This is a genomic window from Hymenobacter sp. 102 (assembly GCF_049949205.1).
Taxonomy (GTDB): domain Bacteria; phylum Bacteroidota; class Bacteroidia; order Cytophagales; family Hymenobacteraceae; genus Hymenobacter.
The window spans coordinates 1,295,680-1,317,238 of the sequence record NZ_CP188172.1 but is presented as its reverse complement, the minus strand read 5'-3'; the positions used below and the strand labels follow the sequence as shown (position 1 = coordinate 1,317,238).

At 60.1% G+C, this 21,559-nt stretch carries 22 protein-coding genes; 9 read left to right on the top strand and 13 right to left on the bottom strand.

Annotated elements, in window-relative coordinates:
- Positions 1 to 22: 22 nt before the first annotated feature.
- Positions 23 to 1,933 carry an ABC-F family ATP-binding cassette domain-containing protein gene (locus tag ACN19L_RS05800; RefSeq protein WP_426492581.1) on the top strand — a complete coding sequence of 637 codons (1,911 nt, stop codon included), beginning with the start codon at positions 23 to 25 and terminating at the stop codon, positions 1,931 to 1,933.
- 513 nt (positions 1,934 to 2,446) lie between these two features.
- The gene (katG, locus tag ACN19L_RS05795) at positions 2,447 to 4,657 is read left to right on the top strand and encodes a catalase/peroxidase HPI (RefSeq protein ID WP_426493565.1); all 2,211 of its coding nucleotides are present in this window, start codon (positions 2,447 to 2,449) and stop codon (positions 4,655 to 4,657) included.
- Positions 4,658 to 4,727: 70 nt separating this feature from the next.
- Here the strand turns inward: katG and ACN19L_RS05790 are convergent, their stop codons facing one another.
- From ACN19L_RS05790 to ACN19L_RS05770, 5 genes are all read right to left on the bottom strand, one after another.
- On the bottom strand, positions 4,728 to 5,009 hold the full coding sequence (locus ACN19L_RS05790) for an Imm32 family immunity protein (RefSeq protein ID WP_426492580.1): 282 nt from the start codon (positions 5,007 to 5,009) through the stop codon (positions 4,728 to 4,730).
- Positions 5,010 to 5,184: 175 nt separating this feature from the next.
- A complete protein-coding gene (locus tag ACN19L_RS05785; RefSeq protein WP_426492579.1) occupies positions 5,185 to 6,132 on the bottom strand; it encodes a hypothetical protein in 948 nt (315 codons plus the stop codon).
- Positions 6,133 to 6,200: 68 nt separating this feature from the next.
- Positions 6,201 to 6,911 (bottom strand): metallophosphoesterase, encoded by a 711-nt coding sequence (locus tag ACN19L_RS05780; protein WP_426492578.1) that lies wholly within the window; start codon positions 6,909 to 6,911, stop codon positions 6,201 to 6,203.
- Positions 6,883 to 7,419: a hypothetical protein gene (locus tag ACN19L_RS05775; RefSeq protein WP_426492577.1), complete on the bottom strand. Its 537-nt coding sequence runs from the start codon at positions 7,417 to 7,419 to the stop codon at positions 6,883 to 6,885. Before ACN19L_RS05775 ends, ACN19L_RS05780 begins: the two co-directional genes overlap by 29 nt.
- On the bottom strand, positions 7,416 to 7,883 hold the full coding sequence (locus ACN19L_RS05770; protein ID WP_426492576.1) for a hypothetical protein: 468 nt from the start codon (positions 7,881 to 7,883) through the stop codon (positions 7,416 to 7,418). The genes ACN19L_RS05775 and ACN19L_RS05770 overlap by 4 nt, the downstream gene beginning before the upstream one ends.
- 431 nt (positions 7,884 to 8,314) lie before the next feature.
- Between ACN19L_RS05770 and ACN19L_RS05765 the strand changes: the two genes are divergently transcribed.
- The 4 genes from ACN19L_RS05765 (at position 8,315) to ACN19L_RS05750 (ending at position 13,107) form a co-directional block, all read left to right on the top strand.
- Positions 8,315 to 9,661: a DUF5103 domain-containing protein gene (locus ACN19L_RS05765; protein ID WP_426492575.1), complete on the top strand. Its 1,347-nt coding sequence runs from the start codon at positions 8,315 to 8,317 to the stop codon at positions 9,659 to 9,661.
- 126 nt (positions 9,662 to 9,787) lie between these two features.
- Positions 9,788 to 11,095 carry a cation:proton antiporter gene (locus tag ACN19L_RS05760; protein ID WP_426492574.1) on the top strand — a complete coding sequence of 436 codons (1,308 nt, stop codon included), beginning with the start codon at positions 9,788 to 9,790 and terminating at the stop codon, positions 11,093 to 11,095.
- Positions 11,096 to 11,174: 79 nt separating this feature from the next.
- Entirely contained in the window at positions 11,175 to 12,611 is a 1,437-nt protein-coding gene (locus ACN19L_RS05755) for a M48 family metalloprotease (RefSeq protein ID WP_426492573.1), read from the top strand.
- A gap of 7 nt (positions 12,612 to 12,618) precedes the next feature.
- Positions 12,619 to 13,107, top strand: coding sequence for a Uma2 family endonuclease (locus ACN19L_RS05750; RefSeq protein ID WP_426492572.1), 489 nt, complete (start codon positions 12,619 to 12,621; stop codon positions 13,105 to 13,107).
- Positions 13,108 to 13,200: 93 nt separating this feature from the next.
- Here the strand turns inward: ACN19L_RS05750 and ACN19L_RS05745 are convergent, their stop codons facing one another.
- The 3 genes from ACN19L_RS05745 to ACN19L_RS05735 all read right to left on the bottom strand — a co-directional run bounded on the left by ACN19L_RS05745 (position 13,201) and on the right by ACN19L_RS05735 (position 15,239).
- On the bottom strand, positions 13,201 to 13,410 hold the full coding sequence (locus ACN19L_RS05745; RefSeq protein WP_426492571.1) for an alkylphosphonate utilization protein: 210 nt from the start codon (positions 13,408 to 13,410) through the stop codon (positions 13,201 to 13,203).
- Positions 13,411 to 13,420: 10 nt separating this feature from the next.
- Entirely contained in the window at positions 13,421 to 14,518 is a 1,098-nt protein-coding gene (gene ychF, locus ACN19L_RS05740; protein WP_426492570.1) for a redox-regulated ATPase YchF, read from the bottom strand.
- Between the two features lie 379 nt (positions 14,519 to 14,897).
- Entirely contained in the window at positions 14,898 to 15,239 is a 342-nt protein-coding gene (locus ACN19L_RS05735; protein WP_226269532.1) for a DUF3276 family protein, read from the bottom strand.
- A 338-nt stretch (positions 15,240 to 15,577) separates the two neighbouring features.
- On the opposite strand from ACN19L_RS05735, the gene ACN19L_RS05730 reads away from it, so the two are divergent.
- The 3 genes from ACN19L_RS05730 to ACN19L_RS05720 are packed head-to-tail and all read left to right on the top strand — an operon-like array spanning position 15,578 to position 17,007.
- Positions 15,578 to 16,501 (top strand): DUF58 domain-containing protein, encoded by a 924-nt coding sequence (locus tag ACN19L_RS05730; RefSeq protein ID WP_426492569.1) that lies wholly within the window; start codon positions 15,578 to 15,580, stop codon positions 16,499 to 16,501.
- Positions 16,502 to 16,528: 27 nt separating this feature from the next.
- Entirely contained in the window at positions 16,529 to 16,786 is a 258-nt protein-coding gene (locus ACN19L_RS05725; protein WP_426492568.1) for a hypothetical protein, read from the top strand.
- Between the two features lie 11 nt (positions 16,787 to 16,797).
- Entirely contained in the window at positions 16,798 to 17,007 is a 210-nt protein-coding gene (locus tag ACN19L_RS05720; RefSeq protein WP_426492567.1) for a hypothetical protein, read from the top strand.
- Between the two features lie 90 nt (positions 17,008 to 17,097).
- Here the strand turns inward: ACN19L_RS05720 and ACN19L_RS05715 are convergent, their stop codons facing one another.
- The 5 genes from ACN19L_RS05715 to ACN19L_RS05695 form a co-directional block, all read right to left on the bottom strand.
- Complete coding sequence (locus ACN19L_RS05715; protein WP_426492566.1) at positions 17,098 to 17,748, bottom strand: DNA-3-methyladenine glycosylase family protein; 651 nt, start codon at positions 17,746 to 17,748, stop codon at positions 17,098 to 17,100.
- A 12-nt stretch (positions 17,749 to 17,760) separates the two neighbouring features.
- Positions 17,761 to 18,423 (bottom strand): metallophosphoesterase, encoded by a 663-nt coding sequence (locus tag ACN19L_RS05710; protein WP_426492565.1) that lies wholly within the window; start codon positions 18,421 to 18,423, stop codon positions 17,761 to 17,763.
- Positions 18,420 to 18,902, bottom strand: coding sequence for a GNAT family N-acetyltransferase (locus ACN19L_RS05705; RefSeq protein WP_426492564.1), 483 nt, complete (start codon positions 18,900 to 18,902; stop codon positions 18,420 to 18,422). Before ACN19L_RS05705 ends, ACN19L_RS05710 begins: the two co-directional genes overlap by 4 nt.
- Positions 18,903 to 18,991: 89 nt before the next feature.
- Positions 18,992 to 20,254, bottom strand: a complete 1,263-nt coding sequence (locus ACN19L_RS05700) for a cation:proton antiporter (RefSeq protein WP_426492563.1) — start codon at positions 20,252 to 20,254, stop codon at positions 18,992 to 18,994.
- Positions 20,255 to 20,471: 217 nt separating this feature from the next.
- Entirely contained in the window at positions 20,472 to 21,497 is a 1,026-nt protein-coding gene (locus tag ACN19L_RS05695) for a threonine aldolase family protein (RefSeq protein ID WP_426492562.1), read from the bottom strand.
- Between the last annotated feature and the right edge of the window lie 62 nt (positions 21,498 to 21,559).

Below are 21,559 nucleotides of genomic sequence, written 5' to 3'. Positions count from 1 at the left end.
TGCAGCTTCATAGCAAAGTAGGATGATTTCCATTACCGACCTCGATTTTCATTTCGGCTCCCGTACCCTCTACGACAAGGCCAACCTGCACATTAAACCCAAGGATAAGATTGGCCTGATCGGGCTGAACGGCCGGGGTAAATCCACGCTGCTGCGCATTCTGGTGGGGGAGTACAAGCCCGACGGCGGCAGCATCTCGATGAGCAAGGACGTGAGCCTGGGCTTCCTCAACCAGGATTTGCTCTCCTACGACTCGCACGAGTCCATTCTGGTGGTGGCCATGCAGGCGTTTGGCGAGGCGCTGGATATCCAGAAGAAGATTGACGAGGTACTGCTGGAGTTCGAAACCAACTATACCGACGATCTGGTGGAGAAGCTGGCCGATTTGCAGGAACGCTTCGAGGCCCTGGGCGGCTACACCATGCAGGCCCGCACCGAGGAGATTCTGGAAGGCCTGGGCTTTACCACCGAGGAGCTGCAGCGTCCCCTGAAGCTGTTTTCGGGGGGCTGGCGCATGCGCGTGATGCTGGCCAAAATCCTGCTCCAGCAACCCTCTCTGCTGCTCCTCGACGAACCAACCAACCACCTGGACTTGCCCTCCATCAAGTGGATTGAAAACTACCTGGCCGGCTACGAAGGGGCCGTTATCATCGTGAGCCACGACCGGGAGTTCCTGGACCGCACCACCAACACCACCGTGGAAGTAACCGGCGGCAAGCTGGTGCCCTACGCCGGCAACTACTCCTTCTACCTTGAAGAAAAAGAGGAGCGCAACGCCATTCAGAAGGGGGCCTTCGAAAACCAGCAGGCCCAGATCCGGCAGGCCGAGCGGTTTATTGAGCGGTTTAAGGCCAAGGCCTCGAAGGCCAAGCAGGCCCAGAGCCGCGTGAAGGCCCTCGACAAGCTGGAGCGCATTGAGGACGTGGCCGCCGATGATGCCCGCGTGAACATCAAGTTCAACTTCACCGTTACGCCCGGCCGCCACATCCTGCGCATGGAGCATGTGGGCAAGAAGTACGGCGAGAAGATCATCTTCCGCGACACCCACGTCCACATCGAGCGGGGCGACAAGATTGCCCTCATCGGGGCCAACGGTAAGGGTAAATCCACGCTGATGCGGCTGGTAGCGGGGCAGGAGGCCCCCACCAACGGCAACCACCAGCTGGGCCACAACGTGATTATGTCGTTCTACGCTCAGCACCAGCTGGAAAGCTTGAACGTGGACAACGAAATTTTGGAAGAAATGAACCAAGCCGGCTCCAAGCGCACCGAAATGGAGCTGCGCACCGTGCTGGGCTCCTTCCTGTTCACCGGCGACGAGGTATACAAGAAAATCAAGGTGCTTTCGGGCGGCGAGAAAAGCCGCGTGGCCTTGGCCAAAACCCTGATTTCGGAGGCCAACTTCCTGCTGCTCGACGAACCGACCAACCACTTGGACATGCAGTCGGTAAACATCCTGATTCAGGCCCTCGACCAGTACCAGGGTACGTACATTGTGATTAGCCACGACCGGTTCTTCGTGGAGAACGTGGCCAACAAAATCTGGTACATCGAGGACTACCAGCTGAAGGAGTACCCGGGCACCTACGCCGAATACGAGCAGTGGCAGGAAGACCGGGAAAAGGCCGCCAAGAAAGCCGGCCTGCCCTCACCCTCAGCCCCCAAGCCCCTGCCCAAGGAGGAAAAGAAAGTGGACGCTTCGCCCGCCAAAACTCCTTCGCCCGACCAGAAAAAGGCCTTGAAGGAGCTGGCCGAAGTAGAAAAGAAGATTGATGAGCGGGAAAAGGAGCTGGCCCAGTATGAGGCCCAGCTCGCCGACCCCCAGATCTACCAGAACGCCGCCCAGCTTAAGGATACCACCCTTAAGTTCGAGCAGGTGAAGAAAGAGCTGGCCCAGCTCAACGACCGGTGGGAAATGCTGGCTGAGATGTAAGCCAACGGATTCCCTGAATTGCAAAGCCCCGTCAGATGCCGAAGCATCTGGCGGGGCTTTTTTGCGTTGTCTGAGGAAGAAGATATACTGGCTAGAAGCCCGTCATGCTGAGCTGAGCGAAGCATCTCTACCACCTCATTGCACGGTTCGGGCAAAGCGATACGCCGGCAGTAGCGCAGAATACTAGCTTCATGCTACTGCTGGTCGACTGGCCTCTTGTCAAATCCCACGCAACATGTATAGCCTCAATCTGCGGCCTTCTACCGCCTGTGAGCAAACATTCACAACGATATTTTGTCTTTCCAGATAAGAATCATTCTTATCTGGAAGTCGTTTCCTACTTTTGAGCCCGACAACCAGCCGGCCGTGAAAAGCCAGGTTGGAAAGCCCAGCCAACAGCTGTTGGCGGAAACCCGGATTCTTCTTCGCAGTACGTTCAAAACCATCCTAATCCAACCCATGGCGCACGAACAAAAGGGGCACGCCCCCGAAAACAACACCACCGAGTACTTCATGAACGACACCTCCGTGGCGAAGTGCCCGTTCCTGAACGGGGAGCTGAAGCAGGTGGCCGGCAGCGGCACCCGCAACCGCGACTGGTGGCCCAATCAGCTCCGGCTCAACATCTTGCGGCAGCACTCCACGCTGTCGGACCCGATGGACCCGGGCTTCGATTACGTGGAGGAGTTCAAGAAGCTCGACCTGAACGCGGTGAAGCAGGACCTGTTCGAGCTGATGACCACCTCCCAGGACTGGTGGCCCGCCGACTACGGCCACTACGGCCCGTTCTTTATCCGCATGGCCTGGCACTCGGCCGGCACCTACCGCATTGCCGACGGCCGCGGCGGTGCTGGCTCGGGCATGCAGCGCTTCGCCCCGCTCAACAGCTGGCCCGATAACGCCAACCTCGATAAGGCCCGCCTGCTGCTGTGGCCCATCAAGCAGAAATACGGCCGCCAGATTTCCTGGGCCGACTTGATGATTCTGGCCGGTAACTGCGCCCTGGAGTCGATGGGCTTTAAGCCGTTCGGCTACTCCGGTGGCCGCGCCGACGTGTGGGAGCCGCTGGACGAAATCTACTGGGGCTCGGAGAAAGAGTGGCTGGGCGGCGACCTGCGCTACTCCGGCGACCGGCAGCTGGAAACCCCGCTGGCCGCTGTGCAGATGGGTCTCATCTACGTGAACCCTGAGGGGCCCAACGGTAACCCCGACCCCATGGGCTCGGCCCGCGACATCCGCGAAACCTTCGGCCGCATGGCCATGAACGACGAGGAAACCGTGGCCCTGATTGCCGGCGGCCACACCTTCGGCAAAACCCACGGCGCTGCCGACCCCGCCAAGTACGTGCGGCACGAGCCCGCCGCCGCCGGTATTGCCGAGCAGGGCCTGGGCTGGCTGAACTCCTACGGCACCGGTAACGGCGCCGACACCATTACCAGCGGCCTGGAAGGTGCCTGGACGTCCACGCCTGCGCAGTGGAGCCACGACTACTTCAAGTACCTCTTCGAGTACGAGTGGGAGCTGACCAAGAGCCCCGCCGGCGCCCACCAGTGGCGGCCCAAAAACAACGCGGGCGAAGGCCTGATTCCGGACGCCCACGACCCGGCCAAGCGCCACGCCCCGTTCATGCTTACTTCGGACCTGGCCCTGCGCGTGGACCCCATCTACGAGAAGATTTCGCGCCGCTTCCTGGAAAACCCCGAGGAGTTTGCCGATGCCTTCAGCCGCGCCTGGTTTAAGCTCACCCACCGCGACATGGGCCCCATTTCGCGCTACGTAGGCCCCGAGGTGCCCGCCGAGGAGCTGATCTGGCAGGACCCGCTGCCCAAAGCCGACTACGCCCCCATCGACGCGGCCGACGTAGCTGCGCTGAAGCAGCAGCTGGCCGATTCGGGCCTGACGGTGGCCGAGCTGGTGCGCACGGCCTGGGCTTCGGCCTCCACGTTCCGCGGCTCTGATAAGCGTGGTGGCGCCAACGGAGCCCGCATCCGCCTGGTGCCCCAGAAGTACTGGACGGCCAACAACCCCGCCGAGCTGGACAAAGTGCTCGATAAGCTCACGGCCATTCAGCAGCAGTTCAACGCCGGCCAGACCGGCGGCAAGCAGGTGTCCCTGGCCGACCTGATTGTGCTGGGCGGTGGCGTCGGCATCGAGCTGGCGGCCCGCGCGGCTGGTCAGTCGGTAGAAGTGCCCTTCGCCCCCGGCCGTACGGATGCCACCCAGGAGCAGACCGACGTGCAGTCGTTTGAGGCCCTGGAGCCCCGCGCCGACGGCTTCCGCAACTACCTGGCCCTGCATCACGAGGCTGTGGCCGAAGCCATGCTCATCGACCGGGCCCAGCTGCTGACGCTCACGGCTCCCGAAATGACGGTGCTGGTAGGCGGCCTGCGCGTGCTCGATGCCAACTACGACGGCTCGCGCCACGGCGTGTTCACCGACCGTCCCGGCCAGCTCACCAACGACTACTTCGTGAACCTGCTGGATATGGGCACCACCTGGCGCGCCACCTCCGAGGCCGACGAGCTGTTCGAGGGCCTGGACCGCAAAACCCGCGAAGTGAAGTGGACCGGCACCCGCGTGGACCTCATCTTCGGCTCAAACTCGGAGCTGCGCGCCATTGCCGAAGTCTACGGCACCCACGACGCGGGCGAGAAGTTCCTGCGCGACTTCGTGGCCGCCTGGACCAAGGTGATGAACCTGGACCGCTTCGACCTGCACCGCTAAAACCAGCGAACAGGTAGATAAATAACCAACCGCCCCGCTCGAAGCTATACGCTTTGGGCGGGGTGGTTTGTTATTTAGGTACGTATCGGTCGTAGAATTCTCCCGTTCCTTTAGCATCAAGCCGGCCGATAAGTACGGATACCGAACTGCGTGACAATTCGAGGCCGGGCCTCAGGCAATAATGCTCTCTGGCTTCTGGCGGTAAGTAGGTGTTATCTGTTTTTTCTTGGTCAAGCTCCGCTATTTCCATAAGTAGCTTGGCCAAAGATTCAAGTCCCTCGGGACTACCATGGATTAAAACTTCATTCCATTTCTCTGTCGACTCTTCGTTATGATAGATGAAAATATCCAAATCACCTTCTATTCGTGGCCTTTCGTTTGTGATTCATTGTTATTCCGGGCGTCAGCAGAGTTATAACTATTGTGTGAGAGTTGGTGAAGTGCAAACCAAGGAGTCAGCTGGTTTCTGTAGCACGAAGTGTTTGCTTCGCACAATGGCTGCATCTTGCTTGTAAGGTAGTGGGTGCTTATTCCGTAATCAGCTCCAGCTCACTATCCAGAATATCAGCCATCAAGTAGTGGGCCCAGATGCCCGCGTACCAGTTGAAAGGTGTGTTGATGTAGAACCGGCTGGAAAGTGCCAGCCGGGTGCGGCCCCCGGGTAAAGTGCGCAACTCATACACATCTTCCAGAATATCCAGGTGCTTGCCGCCAATCAGAATGTGCTCGTCCATGACAGCGGCCGGAGTGGCGGCGGGATTCGCATCAACGCGTAGCACCAGCAGGCGCTCGGGCTGGTAGTTGGTCACGGTTTCCTTAAAGTACAGGCCTTTCTCGTAGTACGCCGTGCGAGTGCCGCCAACCCGCAGCGTATCCAGAGTGGTGCTCATATGTTTGGGGAAGCCGAGCAGTGTAGAAAAGGACGTTTTGTTTGCTTGGTAGTCTATCTGTTTGTTGCTGATTAGCTTTTTCCACACGTCTGCCGCCGGCGCGTTTAGTATCACAACTCTTTCAATCACTAGTTGCTTAGGAGTTGACGCTTTTTCTCCTTCCACAGCACCCAGCACCAGTGGCACAAGAAACACCAATGATACATTTAAGGTGTTCGGCTTTTGCCAGTTGCCTGTGTTTTGTGCTTTAGGCTTGCGCAGCCAATGGGCCACTAGCCCCCCAACGCCGGCCGCCACCGCAAAAATGGGAAAAGCCATCAGCCAGCAGATGGTCCCCTCCATGTTCAGCAGTATGGTAACGACCAGGAGCACCAAGCTAGTAAGCCAGGGTGTGAAGAAGGCCGCGGTGCGAGTGGTTACTTTTCGGGCCGGCATCAGAATAACCGTCAGAAACCCAATGAGCGACGGTGTAAAAAACAGGAACGTAACACTCATAATTTCCATCAGGCCATTGGTAGAGCCAAACATCAGCCGAAGCAATAACCCATGCACGGCGGCCAGAGCAATAGCAAACAAGAATTTCATAGGCTTTTAAATAAGCGTGAGAGGCATTAATTGCTTGGCGAATAGGGTCTGACTGAGGGCTGATTGATTTAGGCCTGGCGCCTGACGGTCACGAAAACAACGTCCTTCCGGCAGTTGTACCGTATCGGCAGCGTATCGCCCAAGCCTTTGCTGATGAGGTAGAGGCAGTGGCCGACCGTCGTTTTCAGCATATTCCATCGGTAGAAGAGTCGGCCAGGGAACAGGCCTTTGGCAGACTGCCAAAACACAAACTGGCTGCCGTGTAAGTGGCCGGCAAATACTAGGTCGGGCAGATAGCGCACCGTGTTGATATCAAGGGGCTTGTGCAGGCACAGAATGTGAATATCCACACCACTAGTCTGCACAGCATCGGGGCTGGATGAAATCCGGACCCGATGACCATCGAGCGTTATATCAGTTGCCGTATCCGTCAGCCATACCACGTTGTTGCGTTCGGCCAGCGGCTTCAGCCGCTCCACGCCGAAGAAAATATCATGATTTCCGGCCACCGCGAAGACAAATTCCCGATCAGCCAGAAACTCCAGGAGCCGGGCGAAGTGTCGGAGGCCTTGTGCGCAATCCACATAGTCGCCGCCTAATAGTAGGAGGCGTGGGTTTAGGCGGGTGATAGTCTGTTCGAGCTTGCGGATGGTGGGGCCGCTCCAACGCGTCAGGTGCAGGTCGGAGAGGTAGAGCACGGTGAAGTTGGGCCCGTTGGCGGTCGGGTAGGTTTCTGCCCGCACCTCAAAGTCATGATTGTACCCTATCTCTAACTTCATGCTTATACCAGAGAATAATTGATAAGCAGCCGATATGCCAGCGGCGCCACGGATTGCGAAGTTTGAGCAGTCCTGACAACATGTAAACGGCTATGACCAAGACCCACAGCAGGGCTCTGACGAAACCGATTCGGTAAGTTTGTCTGATGCTGGTTTGCAGCGGTTTTTTGACTTGGTCAAGTAACAAAGGAAACAGAAACAGGAAGTGAACTTCAACCGCGTAAAAGGCCAGGACCGCCAGCGGCAGCAGCAACCAATGCAGCTTCGCGAAGAGGACGCCAGCAGTCAGGAAGGCGAGTAAGCTCGTGCCGTATTTTAAATAGCCGTAGTACCTGTAATCGGTAGCAGCATCAAACACCGGGGCAGCTTCCAGCTCATTTTCGTGTAGCTTCCTGAACATCCAGTGGGCACCCGTGGCAAAAAGGTTGCCGCGGAAAACCGGTTGTACTTGCCCAGGCCGTTCGTTGAATTGCCTTTCGCTTTCGTGAAGCAAGCGCCAGACCGTCATCGGCAGAAAATGAAATGAAACCACGCCAGCCAGGCAATGCCGTTCCCAAATACCAGCATCCGATGGTAGGTCGTTTCTAATGGGCCACAGCGTTTAATGTGAAAAACGAACTCATCGTAGCTGATGGCCACTACGGTGTAAATCAGCACCAGCAGAATAGGAATCAGCCAGATGACGGGCCTCGGATGCATCATAGCCAGCCACATCAGCCCGAACATGGGTACGCCGCCCAGGCCCAGCGCCGCCGCTTCGGCATCCCGTTCTTTCTTCGGAATTTTCAGGTTGAGCGGGTTGCGGTGGTAGCGCCAGTCCAGCACGCCGCCGGCCGTGGCAACCACCCCCGCAACACCCATCAGGAGAAATTGCCACGGCAGGTAAGGCAGCTCCCGGGTGAGCCCCAGCTTGTCGTTGCCCTGAAATACCAGCAATAAGAGTCCAAACAGAACAGGCGGAACAAAAAGCAAGACTAGGGAGACGTAGGTTCGATAGGGCTTAAGGGAGAGCATTTTTGAGGGAATTACGCGGAGTAGGCAGCGTTGCTGGCATTAGGAGCGGCGAAGGCGCAGTCGGGTTTTTAAGGCATAGTGGTAGTAATGCGAGTTATAAAAAGAACTTTGTTTTTCAAAGTAAATGTAATTTAGGGTAATTCCCAAGCGAGTTATTGAAAAACTGGCGTTGACCAGCGCGACGTATTATTCTGGGGTTTTGTCGCCTAGGATGGGAGTGACTTCAACAGTCAACAAGACTGCGTCCCTGCGCCTGCGCGGCAGGTGACAGCCGGGCACTAGGCTACAACATAGTATTGCCACGATACCGGGGAGAGAAGGTGAGCGGATTTCGGTGGTTTACCGTTCAACGGAATACGAAGCCAACGCTTCCCACTACATTCGCCCTTATGCCTCGTTTCTCTCCGCTTCTGCTGCTGCTGGCTACGGCCTGCGTGCCGCTGGGTACGCCCATTACCGACCCCAATGCCGCCCGCCGGCCCGCTACCTCCACACCCGGCCAGCGGCCCACCGAGTACTACGCCGACAAAACCCTGCGCTACAACGACGCTACCTACGACCCCAACGTGCAGACGGTGCAGTGCTACGTGCCCACGGGCCAAGTCAATGAGGTATTCAGCCCGCCTGTGGTGCCGCTGAGCCAGGGCCAGCCGCCGGTGCTGGAGTTTGACGTGCTGGGCGGGCAGGGACAGCGCCTCACGGCCAAGTTGGTGCATTGCGACGTGAACTGGCAGCCCTCCCTGCTCACCGACATGCAGTTTCTGTCGGAAATCAACGAGCAGAACATCACCAACTACCGGGCTTCCATCAACACCACGGTGCCGTATTTTCACTATCAGGTGCAGATGCCGCGGGTGAAGCTCTCGGGCAACTATCTGTGGGTGGTGCAGGGACCGGGTGGCACGCCGCTGCTCAGTCGCCGGGTGCTGGTGTACGAGGAGGGAGCCCTGCAGATTGCCCTGAAGCAGGGCATTCCGGTGGCCGGGCAGGAGCGCTACACGTTGCAGCAGGTTGATTTCGGGATTCGTTACAACCTGAACATTGTGAATCCGGCCCAGGAGGTGAAGGTGGTGCTGCGCCAGAACTTCCGCTGGGACAATGCCCACTACAACCTGCGTCCCACCTTCGTGCGCGACGCCGAGCGGCAGCTGGATTACCAGTATTTCAACTTCGAAAACGCCTTTCCGGGTTTGAGCGAGTTCCGGTTTTTCGACCTGCGCACGTTCCGGAGCCTGGGTATCGGGGTGGCGCGCATTGATGCCGGAGCTTCGCCCCGCACCGCCCTGCTCCAGCCCGAAACCACCCGCAACGGCCAGCGCTACTCCCAGTACGACGACATTAACGGCCAGCGCGTGATTGAGAGCCGGGAATACGGCAACGGCGACACCTACGGCGAGTACCTGGATGTAACCTTCCAGCTCCGCAGCGAGCAGCCGGCCCCCGGCCCCGTGTACGTGCTGGGCGCCCTCACCGACTGGCAGCTGAAGGACGAGTTCAAACTCACCTACGACGCCCAGAACCAGCTGTACACCGGCCACGCGCTGCTCAAGCAGGGCTACTACAACTACCTCTACGCCACCCAGACAGCCCAGGGCCCCAACAGCGTGCCGTGGGAGGGCAGCCACCAGGAAACCGAAAACCAGTACGATCTGCTGGTGTACTACCGCCCGCCTGGCACCCGCACCGACCTGCTTATCGGCTACCAACGCTTGGATGTGAACCGCCGCCAGCCGTGAGGAATGCGTTAAACAGCTAAAGCCTTGCTGTGCGCCGCGGTTTTGCGGAAGCTCAACCATAAAAATATCCGTGGGGCGGGAGGCTGCGTACGTAGGCCTGTCATTTGCTCCCGGATTGCTGACTGCATGCTGCAATACAACCTCATTATGGTAGTGCTGGGCGTGGCCATTCTGGCCGTGGCCTGGCTGCCTTCCCTGCTCAAGAAGTATCCGCTGTCGTATCCCATCCTGTTTATCGGGTTGGGGATGCTGGTATTCGGCCTGCCGCTGGGATTGCCCGATCCGGACCCGGTAGCCAACTCTACCGCCACGATGCACCTCACCGAAATCTGCGTGACGGTGGCCCTGACGGGTACGGGCCTGAAAATTGACCGCAAATTTTCTCTGTGGCGCTGGCGGGCTCCGTTGCAGCTGGTGTTGGTACTGATGGTCATTACCATTGGTATTTTCAGCGTGGTAAGCTGGAAGCTGGGTGGCCTGTCCCTGGCATCGGCGGTGCTGCTGGCCGCCACGCTGGCCCCCACCGACCCCGTACTGGCTGGCGACGTGCAGGTAGGTAAACCCGGTGAGGGCCGGGAAGACAACGTGCGCTTTTCTTTGACTGGGGAGGCGGGCCTCAACGACGGCCTGGCGTTTCCGTTCGTGCACCTGGCCCTGGTATTGCTGGCTGCCACTTCCGTGCACATTGAGCCGCAACTGCAGCACTGGGCCGTGTTTGATGTGCTGTACCGTACGGGCATGGGCGTATTGGCCGGGTGGCTGGCCGGTAAGGCGTTGTCGTTCCTGATTTTTGACCTGCCGCGCCGCGTTAAAATCAACCCCGAGGCGTATGGGTTCGTGGCCCTGGCGGTTACGCTCACGGCCTACGGCGTTACCGAGCTGCTGCACGGCTACGGGTTTCTGGCCGTGTTTGTGGCCGCCGTCACGCTACGCGCCCACGAGCGCAGCCACGAATACCACACCGAGATGCACGAGTTTACCGACCAACTGGAGCGGTTGTTTATCGTGGTGATTCTGATTTTGTTCGGGGGTGCAATTATTCGGGGGCTGTTCGCTCCGCTTACCTGGCAGGGGGCGGCGCTGGGATTGTTTCTGCTGCTGGTGCTACGGCCGTTGGGGGGCATTCTCACGCTGGGGCGCAGCCGCGTTACCTGGCCCGAGCGGCTGGTTATTTCCTTTTTCGGTATCCGCGGTATTGGCTCATTTTTCTACCTGGGCTACGCGTTTCACGAAGCGCATTTCGCCGATGCCCGCCAGATCTGGGCCATTACCGGTTTCACGGTGTTAACCTCCATTGTGCTGCACGGCGCTCTGGCTACGCCCGTGATGGATTGGCTGGACCGGCGACACGGTCGCCCTACCGCCGCCGAGCTGGATGAACAGCCGGAACAGGTCCCGGCGTCGGGCCATCCGGCACCATCGGGCCGGGAATAGGAAGAGGGTGTAACCTTTGCACCGATAAGGCTCGTTGCAGGCAGACTACTCCCTCTGTACTCTCTCATCTTTCCCGCTCATGCAATTCCTCTCGTTCTCCGTGCTGGGTGCCTCTACGGCCCTGGCGTTGCTGCTTCCGCTGGCTGATTCGCCGGCTCCCGTCCGGCCCGCGCTGCCCGTGCAGGGTGCCCAGCCCGATCCGCAGGTAATTGCCCAGTTCGGCCTGCTCGATAATACCAAACTCCAAGCCTATATCGACCAGAAAGGTATGCAGATGGGCCGCGTGTCCGACCGGCCGGCCGATGTAAAAGGCTTTACCGTCGTCGATTCGCCCGTTATCAATGCCTTTGCCACGCCCGATGGACACGTGTATTTCACCCGCGGTATTCTGGCTTATTTCAATGATGAAGCCCAGTTTTCCGGGGTGCTGGGCCACGAAATCGGGCACATTACCGCCCGCCACGGCCAGAAGCAGCAGACCCGCTCTACCATTGCGGGTATCGGCCTGATTTTGGGCTCGGTGATTGCGCCGCGCGTAATGCAGTCGGTAGGCGGGGTAGTGCAGCAGGGGGTGGGTCTGGGCCTGCTCAAGTACGGCCGCGACGCGGAAAATGAGGCCGATGTGCTGGGCGTGAAGTACTCCAGCAAAATCGGCTACGACCCAGCCCACATGGCCGACTTCTTCCTAACCCTGAGCCGCACCGAGCAGCAAAGCGGTGCGGCTGGCGTGCCCACGTTCCTGAGCACTCACCCCAACTCCGCCGACCGGTACCAACGCGTGAAAAAGCTGGCCGTAACGGCCGAACAGCAGGCTGGGCGCCAGTTGGCCATCAACCGGGACCAGTACCTGCGCCTGATTGAGGGGCTGCCTTACGGCGATAACCCCCGGGAGGGCTACGTGGAAAACAGCGTGTTCTATCACCCCGACCTGAAATTCCAGTTCCCAATTCCGCAAGGGTGGCAGAGCCAGAACTCGCCCAGCCAGTTTCAGATGGCCGAACCCAACGGCAAAGCCGTGCAGATTCTGCTGCCCGCTGGCAACAAAGGCCTTGATGAAACTGCCCAGGCCTTGGCCCAGCAACTCAAGCTCCAGAACGCGCAGGCCCAGAAAACCACTATCAACAGCTTCCCGGCCGTGGTTATCCAGGGCGACCAGGTGGGGCAGGACCAATCAGGGCAGCAAGGCATTACGGCCAGCACCCTGACCTACCTCATCCAGGACGGCCAGACGATTTACGCCCTGGTGGGCCTCTGCGGCCCCGGCACCCTGGGTACCTATGGCAGCACCTTCCAGCGCACCGCCCAGGGCTTCCGCCGCCTCACCGATGCCGCCAAAATCAACCGCCAGCCCGAGCGTATCCGCATCCGCACCGCCAAAGCCGGCCAGACCTTGGCCTCAGCCCTCGCCGCCAACGGCATCCCCAGCAAGCGGTATGAGGAGCTGGCCATCCTCAACGGCATGAAAACCACTGATAAAATGACCAGCGGACAGTTGTTTAAAGTGGTGGGGAAGTAGTGTATCTTTGGTAAAAGCACGCTTTATGACTCCGCAAGCCGTCGAAATTATCGAAACTGAAATTCCGCTGGAGGAAACTATGTCACTCAATCATTCCCGGTTGATTGGCCGGCTGACCGTGCTTCTGGCGCGTTATGAAGACCAGTACGATATATTGCCCGAGCTGGAATTTGAGCTTAGTGCCGGCCGGTTGAAGCCAGATGTGGCTTTGCTACCTAAGCAGGAAGTTAACTGGGAGAAAGACATTGTTCGGTTCCCGTTTCCACCAGTAACGGCCATTGAAATCCTTTCTCCCACCCAGTCTCTAGATTCCCTCATCATCAAGATTCGGGACGGTTATTTTCCCAGTGGTACGCAGTCGGCCTGGTTGGTTTTACCCGCCGTAAAAACGGTGTACCTGTTCTTGCCGCAACAGGCACCATCTATCGTAAGCAGCGGTGTGCTACATGATCCAGTCAGCGGGGTAGAAGTACACCTTGAAGCACTTTTTCGTTAGCTATCAGCTGTTTATCATACATAAGAAGCGCCCCGGCCGAACCATTCGACCGGGGCGCTTAAGTTACTGGCTGCCGCTGAGGAAACAGCGGCGCTAGGCCTTTTTCACAAACTCAGTTTTGATGACGAGCAGGCTGCCACCGGCACGACCTTCGATTTCGGCGGGCGAGTTGGTGAGGCGGATGTTCTTGACCACCGTACCGCGCTTCAGGGCCTGGGCCATGCCTTTTACCTTGAGGTCTTTGGTAATGGTGACCGAGTCGCCCTCCGCGAGCAGGTTGCCGTTGCTGTCTTTAACGTCCATGAGAAGATGATTAGACGTTGAAGCGGAAGTGCATGATGTCGCCGTCCTGCACCACGTACTCCTTACCTTCCACGGCCATTTTGCCGGCTTCCTTGATTTTTACCTCAGTCTTGTACTCCTGGTAGTCGGCCAGCTTGATTACCTCGGCCCGGATGAAGCCCTTCTCGAAATCGGAGTGGATAACGCCGGCGGCCTGGGGCGCTTTGTCGCCCTTGTGGATGGTCCAGGCGCGTACTTCCTGCACCCCGGCCGTGAAGTAGGTAATCAGGTTGAGCAGGGAGTAGGAGGCCCGGATCAGGCGGTTCAGGCCCGATTCGGTGAGGCCGTACTCGGCTAGGAACATCTCCTTTTCCTCGGGGTCTTCCATCTCAGCAATCTGCGACTCGATGGCGGCCGATACCAGCACTACTTCGGCGCCTTCCTGGGCCACGTGAGCCTGCAGGGCCTGGGTGTGGGCGTTGCCGGTGGTGGCGCTGGCCTCGTCCACGTTGGCCACGTAAATCACAGGCTTGATGGTGAGCAGCTGCAGGTCGGCAACGGCTTCCAGTTCCTCGGGCGTGGCTTCCACGGCGCGGGCATTCTGGCCGCCTTCGAGGGCTGCCTTGAACTTCTGCAGGGCGGCTACTTCCTTCTTGGCCACGGCGTCGCCGTTTTTGGCGGAGCGCTCCGACTTGGCCAGCTTCTTATCGATGCTCTCCAGGTCTTTGATCTGCAGCTCCGTGTCGATTACGTCCTTATCGAATACGGGGTCCACGCCGCCGGCTACGTGCACGATGTTGGGGTCGTCGAAGCAGCGCGTTACGTGAATGATGGCATCCACCTCCCGGATGTTGGCCAGGAACTTGTTGCCCAAACCTTCACCCTTGGAGGCACCTTTCACCAGTCCGGCAATGTCCACAAACTCGATGATGGTGGGCAGCACGCGCTTGGGGTTCACCAGGGCTTCCAGAATCTGGAGGCGCTCATCGGGCACGGTAATCACGCCCACGTTCGGCTCGATGGTGCAGAACGGGTAGTTGGCCGATTCGGCCTTGGCGTTGGAAAGAGCGTTGAAAAGCGTGGATTTGCCGACGTTCGGCAGGCCGACGATACCGCAGCGGAGACCCATATGACGGTGAAGTAGTGAGTTAGTGAAATGGTGAGTTGCCGTGCTAGCCGCGCAATTCGTGGCGCAAAGGTACGGGGCTTTTCCAAGGAAAGCACGGATATACGCCGGATGCCGCCGCTAAAGCCCCGGCTGCTGAACCGAACCCGGCCCGGTGGTTGTTAGGCCACCATGTGTCAACATCATTCCCCGGCCCGCAAGCTGCAGCGCCTTGGGCTTTACGTAGTAGCGAGTGTGCTGCTTGTACTCAGCCAGTACTATACGCGCTAACCAACCCCAAAACACGACGGCGCGCCTGAGCCGAAGCCGGGCGCGCCGTGCGGTGGGAAGTAAATGCTGAGAGTACGTAAAACGTGTTTCGGTAGACTTCCGGGGTTACGGGTTAGTAATTGTCGTCGGCGCGGTTGAAGTTATTTTCCCGCTCCTCATAGGCCGGCCGGGGGCGGTCCAGCTCAGCTACTTCCTCGGGAGTCAGCAGCTCCTCACGTACGTAATCCACAGCATCCTGCAGGGCATCCACAAACTTGAGGAAATCTTCCTTGTACAGGAAAATCTTGTGCTTCTCGTAGGAGAAAGTGTCGTCGTCGCGCAGCCGACGTTTGCTCTCCGTGATGGTCAGGTAGTAGTCCTGGCCGCGGGTGGCTTTCACGTCGAAAAAGTACGTGCGCTTACCGGCTTTAATGCGCTGGGAGTAAATTTCTTCCTGGTCGTGACGGTCTTCCACAGTTCCTTCTAGTAAAGTTTTGTTATTCCAAGATGATTTAAGTTCAGCGCAAAATAGGTGATTTAAGGATGATATAAAAATTTGAAGGACTGTATTTTCCTATTCCGGGACGGACATCAGAATAGTCTAGCCAGAGCCAGGTATAAGCCGAAAAACGGTCCAGCAGGATGATTTGGGGAGATAGTACTGAAGGGAGATTATATAGACTGGACAATAGATAGTGAAATTTGAATAAATAGGAAAATGGCACTCGGAAGTTTCCTGCTTTCAGTACCAAGCAGCCGCAGGGGCCGTAATTGCGTTGTATCTTGGAAGCAGAACTGCCGCTTACCCGTACCATGCCGCAACCCCTGAATCTGGCCGCTGTCCGGTCCTTCGAAAACCTGGAATTTCTGGCCCGCCAACTGGTGGAAGGCTTCATTACGGGGCTGCACCAGTCGCCCTACCACGGGTTTTCGGTGGAGTTTTCGGAGCACCGCCTTTACAACCCCGGCGAGAGTACCCGCCACCTCGACTGGAAGGTGTTTGCCCGCACCGACAAGCTGTTTGTGAAGCGCTACGAGGAAGAAACCAACCTGCGCTGCCACCTACTGCTCGACGTGAGCCCCAGCATGTACTACCCGGCCCCGGACCACGACAAGCTGCGGTTTTCGGTACTGTGCGCGGCGGCCCTTACCACCCTGCTGCAAAAGCAGCGCGACGCGGTGGGCCTGGTTACCTTCGCCAACGAGGTGGAGCTGCAGACGCCGGTGCGCTCCACCAGCACCCACCGCCACACGTTGCTGCTCACGCTGCAGCAGCTATTGGAGCGGGCCCCCACGCCCGGCCGGGCGGGCACCAACGTGGCCGGGGTCATCCATACCATTGCCCAGCAAATCCCGAAACGCTCGTTGGTGGTGCTGTTTTCCGACATGCTGGGCCGCGCCCCCGCCGAACAGACCGAAACCCTGGCCGCGCTGCAGCACCTGCGCCACCAGCACCACGAGGTGCTGCTGTTTCACGTGATGGACCGCGCCACCGAGGCTGAATTTAACTTCTTGGACCGGCCCTACCTGTTCGAGGACCTGGAAACCGGCCAGACCATCAAGCTGCAGCCCAACCAGGTGCGCGAGCAGTACCAGGCCACCATGCGCCAGTACGAGCAGGAGTTGGCTCTGCGCTGCGGCCAGTACAAAATCGACTTCGTACCGGTTGACATCCGGGAGCCGTTCGACAAGGTGCTGTATGCCTATCTGGTAAAGCGTGGCAAGGTGCGGGGCTGAGCCACTGCTGATGGATCTTTCTACACGATGACGCTTTGGTTTTGCCGCGTGTGCGGCCTGGATTACGACGAGTCGCCCTGGGGGCCTGACGGCCGGCAGCCGGATTTCAGCACTTGCGGCTGCTGCGGCGTTACCTTTGGCTTCGACGACGCGACGCCCGCGGCGGCCCGGCAGTTTCGGGCCCAGTGGCTCGCTGCCGGGGCCACCTGGTTTTACCCGCGCCAGCGGCCGGCCGGTTGGGAGCCTGCCCCACAGCTAACCCAGCTCGACCCGCTTTACCGCTAACCTTTGCCCGCATGGATTTTTCCGACCTGCTGTTTTTACTGATCCTGGTTTGCCCGCTGTCGGCCCTGATGACGGTATACATTGCCCACATGTACGGCCGCCGGTTCTGGCCTTGGCTGCTGTTCGGGTTCTGCGTGCCGCTGGTGTCCACGTTCATTGCCATTGTGCTGGGCATCCGGGAAGCCCGCCGCCGCGAGGCCAACGGCGAAACCAACGACTAGCGTAGGCAAACGGAAAGGCTAAGTAGAACGTCATGCTTCGGCAAGCTCAGTATGACAAAAACTAAGTCGTCATAAAATCCCAGACATGCCCTAAGCCGGTTCAGGAGCCGACGGAGTATCCGGTGTATTGTCCAGTGACTGCCAGAGGTACTTGCTGGCCAGGGTACGGTAGGGCCGCCAGGGCTCGGCCAGTTCCGTCATGCGTTTCAGTAAAGCGCGGCGGGTTTCCTGCAGGCAGTAGTGGCGGCGCATGGCGTTCTGAATGCCCAGGTCGCCTTCCGGGAATACGTCGGGCTGGTCGAGGGCAAACATCTGCAGCATCTGAGCCGTCCAGCGGCCAACGCCTTTGATTTGGGTGAGGTGGCGGGTGAATTCGTCGTCGGAAAGCTGGCTGAGGTGGGCGTGGTCGAGCTGGTCGCGCTGGGCAAACTCGGCAATGGCGCGCAGGTAGCCCGCCTTCTGCCGCGAGATGCCCGCCGCGCGCAGCTCCTCTTCCGTGAACTGGAGCAAGGCCGCCGGCTCGGGGTAGCCATCGGGCAGAAACAGGGCCTGCACCTTGCGCCAGATGGCGGCCGCGGCCTTAGTGGAGATCTGCTGACCCACAATGGCGCGCAGCAAAGCCAGGTACAGGTCCTCGTGGGCGGCTGGGGCAATGGGGCGGCCCTGGGCAATCAGGCGGGCCAGCACGGGGTCAGCGGCGGCAAGGTGGCGTAAAGCGGCGGAATCGGGCGAAGGGCTCATGAGCGGGAGAAGTTAAACCAGCGCAATATCGAGGCGGGACGTGGGAACCGAAAACTCGGCCAGCAGCTCGCCAGTGGGGGAGAAGCGCACGGCCGTCAGGCACTGGCCGGTGTAGGCGCCCGTATCCAGGTACACCGTGTTGCTGGCCGCATCAAAAACGGTCCGACCGTCGGGTGTGGGCGTGTGGCCTACTACCTGCCGCTGGGTTGGCTGATGGTGCAGCGGGCCGCGCCGCCAGAGTACGCCCTGAGGGTTGTCGGGGTCGAGGGGCGTGGGCGTATCGGCAAAGCCGGCGTGGCTGATGAGCAGATGCTCGTTCTGCCAGCACAACGGCCGCTGGCCCAGCCAGGCCAGGTGCTCGCGCAGCAGCTGGGGGCGGCCCCGGTACTGCGCAACGGTGGCGCGGCCGCCCCACTCCAGCCAGGGCGGATTGGGCCCGGTAGGGCCGAAGTGGCGCAGCATCGCGTGCTCGTGGTTGCCGCGCAGCCACACGGTACGGCCGGGGTGGGTGGCCTCCAGCTCCCGGGCCAGCTGCACGCACTCCGGCGCGAAGCGGCCCCGGTCCACCAAATCCCCCACCTGCACCAGCAGTTCGGTGGCGGGCTGCCAGTGCGTAAGCAGCTCGCGCAGCGTGTGGTAGCAGCCGTGCACGTCGCCTAGTACGAACAGGTTCATCGGGTAGGGGCCAGCGGTTCGTACTGCAGCCGGTACAGGTCGAGGCCTGGGGCCCAGTAATCGGGCTGGGTTTCCAGCAGCCGAAAGCCCAGTTTTTGGTAGAAAGCGGCCGTTAGCTGGGACGTTTCTACCTGCACGGGCAGGTGCGGGAACAGGCGGGCGGCTTCCCGCAGCCGAAACTCGGTGAGCAGCCGGCCCAGGCCCTGGCCCTGGCGGCGGGCGTGCACTAGGTCCCAGGTCAGGTCCACCTGGTCGTCGTCGAGGGCGTAGCCGGCGGCGGCCACTACGGTGCCGGTTGGGTCTTCTTCCGCGGCTTCATCCGGCGTTTCCACGGCCACAAAGTAGGGCAGGCCGGTGCGCAGGTAGCGCAGCAGGTCGGCTTCTTCCGGGGCCGTGAAGTAGCGGGGCACGTTCGAGTGAAACAAGGCCAGCACAGCCGCTTCATGGGTGGCCGCGTGGTAGGGTAGCAGGTGGAGCATAGCAACTACGGAAAGAAGGTCGAAGCCCGAAGCCACTGTATCTGCCGGAGTGGCAATGTCCGGCGGCTCCGGCGGTCTGTAACGGAAAATCAGTGCCCCGGGTCTGGCTCCGGACTGCTCAGGCCCAGCCGCTTCACTAGCGGCCCGATGGTGAGGCCCTGCACGATAATACTGAAAATCACCACCACGTAGGTGATGCCCACCAGCAAGTCGCGGGGCATGGAATCGGGCAGGGAAAGGGCCAGCGCCACCGAAATGCCCCCTCGCAGGCCGCCCCAGGTGAGCACCCGCAGCGTGGGCCGGTCAAAGTGGTAGTAGCGGCGCAGCACGCTCAGGGGCACCGCCACCGATACCAGTCGGGCCGCCAGCGTGATGCCAACAGCCAGCGCGCCCATCAGCAGCACCGTGCGGTTGATGTCGAGCACCAGCATTTCCAGCCCGATGAGCACGAACAGCACCGCGTTCAGCATCTCATCCAGAATTTCCCAGAACTTATCCAGGTACTCGCGGGTGAGGTCCGACATGCCCAGGCTGCGGCCCTTGTCGCCCACAATCAGGCCAGCCACCACAATGGCCAGCGGCCCCGAGGTGTGCAGGGCCGCGGCCAGCGCCGTGCCGCCCATCACCAACGCCAGGGTAATGAGCACTTCCACCTGGTAATGGTCGATGGTGCGCAGGGCCCAGAAGGCGGCGTAGCCCAGGGCCGCACCCAGGGCAATGCCGCCCACGGCCTCGCGTAGAAACAGCTCGCCGATAACGGCCGCTGTGGCCCGCTCGGCCCCAAACTCGGCAATCTGGAACAGGCTCACGAACACCACCACCGCAATGCCGTCGTTGAACAAGGACTCGCCCACGATTTTTATTTCCAGGCTTTTATTGATGCGGGCTTCCTTGAGAATGCCCAGCACGGCAATGGGGTCGGTGGGCGAAATCAGCGCCCCAAACAGCAGGCAGTAGATAAAATCGACGGGCTGATAGAGCAGCGGCAGCACCACGTACACGGCCGTGGCTACGATGATGGTGGAAAGCAGCGTGCCCACCGTGGCCAGGGCCGCCACGGCTACCCGCTCGCGGCCCAGGGTGCGCACATCCACGTGAATGGCCCCCGCAAACAGCAGGAAGCTCAGCATCACCTGCATGAGAATGGTGTGAAAATCGAGGCCGCGCACCAGCCGGCTGGCCGTTACCACCCAGGGCACCCCCAACCGGCCCAGGCCAATAGCCACCAGGGAGGAAACCAGCGCCAGCACCATCAGCCCGATGGTGGCCGGCAGCCGCAGAAACCGGTGATTGATGTAGCCGAAAACGGCCGCCGCGACCAGCAGCAGGGCAAGCGTGTTGTATAACTCCATTCGTTAGGCAGAAAGGAAAAGAATACTACCCAGACGTACGCCGGAGCTGCTTCGTTGGAAAAACCGGAAAGTGGGCCCATTTGAGAAAGAAACGATGGCCCGTCATCCTGAGTAGCAACAACGGACCCTATCACGCTACAACCACTCGCTGTTGCGTGATAGGGTTCTGTTGCGGCCGTTTAATGCGCGGAATGCTTAACGACGACAAAGCGCCGAGTTACAGCGCTGCCAGGGCTGCCTCAATGCGCGCAACCATAGCATCGTCCACGTCGAGGTGGGTCACGAAGCGGATCATCTGGGGGCCGAAGGAGGATGCTTTGATGCCATGCTGCTCCAAATGGGCCAGGAAGCCGTCGGCGGGCGTGGTGTCGTGGAGGCGGAAGATGACCAGGTTGGTTTCCACGGGCAGCACCTCGGCCACGTAGGGGCGGGCGGCCAGGGCGGTGCCCAGCTGCCGGGCGCGGCGGTGGTCGTCGGCCAGCCGCTCCACGTGGTGGTGCAGGGCATGGAGGCCGGCGGCGGCCAGGTAGCCGGCCTGGCGCATGCCCCCGCCCATCACCTTGCGGATGCGCTTGGTTTTCTGGATGAACGCCTGACTGCCCAGCAGCACCGAGCCCACCGGCGCGCCCAGGCCCTTGCTCAGACACACCGAAATGGTATCGAACAGGCGGCCGTACTCGCGGGCGTCCTGGCCGGTGGCTACCAGGGCATTGAAGATGCGGGCCCCATCCAGGTGCAGCGGAATGCGGTGGCGCTGGGCTACCTCAGCAATGGCCCCGATTTCGGCCAGCTCGTAGCAGCTGCCGCCGCCGCGGTTGTGGGTGTTTTCGAGGCTGATGAGGCTGGTGGTAGGGTAGTGCACGTTCTGGGGCCGGATGGCGGCTTCCACCTGCGCGGCCGTGAGGCGGCCCCGGTTGCCGGGCAGCAGCGCCACCGAGGCCCCCGAGTGGAAGGCAATGCCGCCCACCTCCCAGAGGTAAATGTGCGAAGTCTGCTCGCAGATCACCTCGCTCAGCGGCTCGGTGTGGGCCTTGATGGCAATCTGGTTGGTCATGGTGCCGCTGGGGCAGAACAGGCCGGCTTCCAGCCCGAACCGGTCGGCCGTTTCCTGTTCCAGAGCGCGCACGGTCGGGTCTTCCTCGTACACGTCGTCGCCCACGCGGGCCTGAAACATGGCCTCCAGCATGGCCGGAGTGGGGCGCGTCACGGTGTCGGAGCGCAGGTCGATTACGGGGGTAGTCATAGAAGTTGGCAAGGGAAAAGTGGGAAAGGTTTCCCGGTGTCAAATTTAGTCGTTACTTTTGC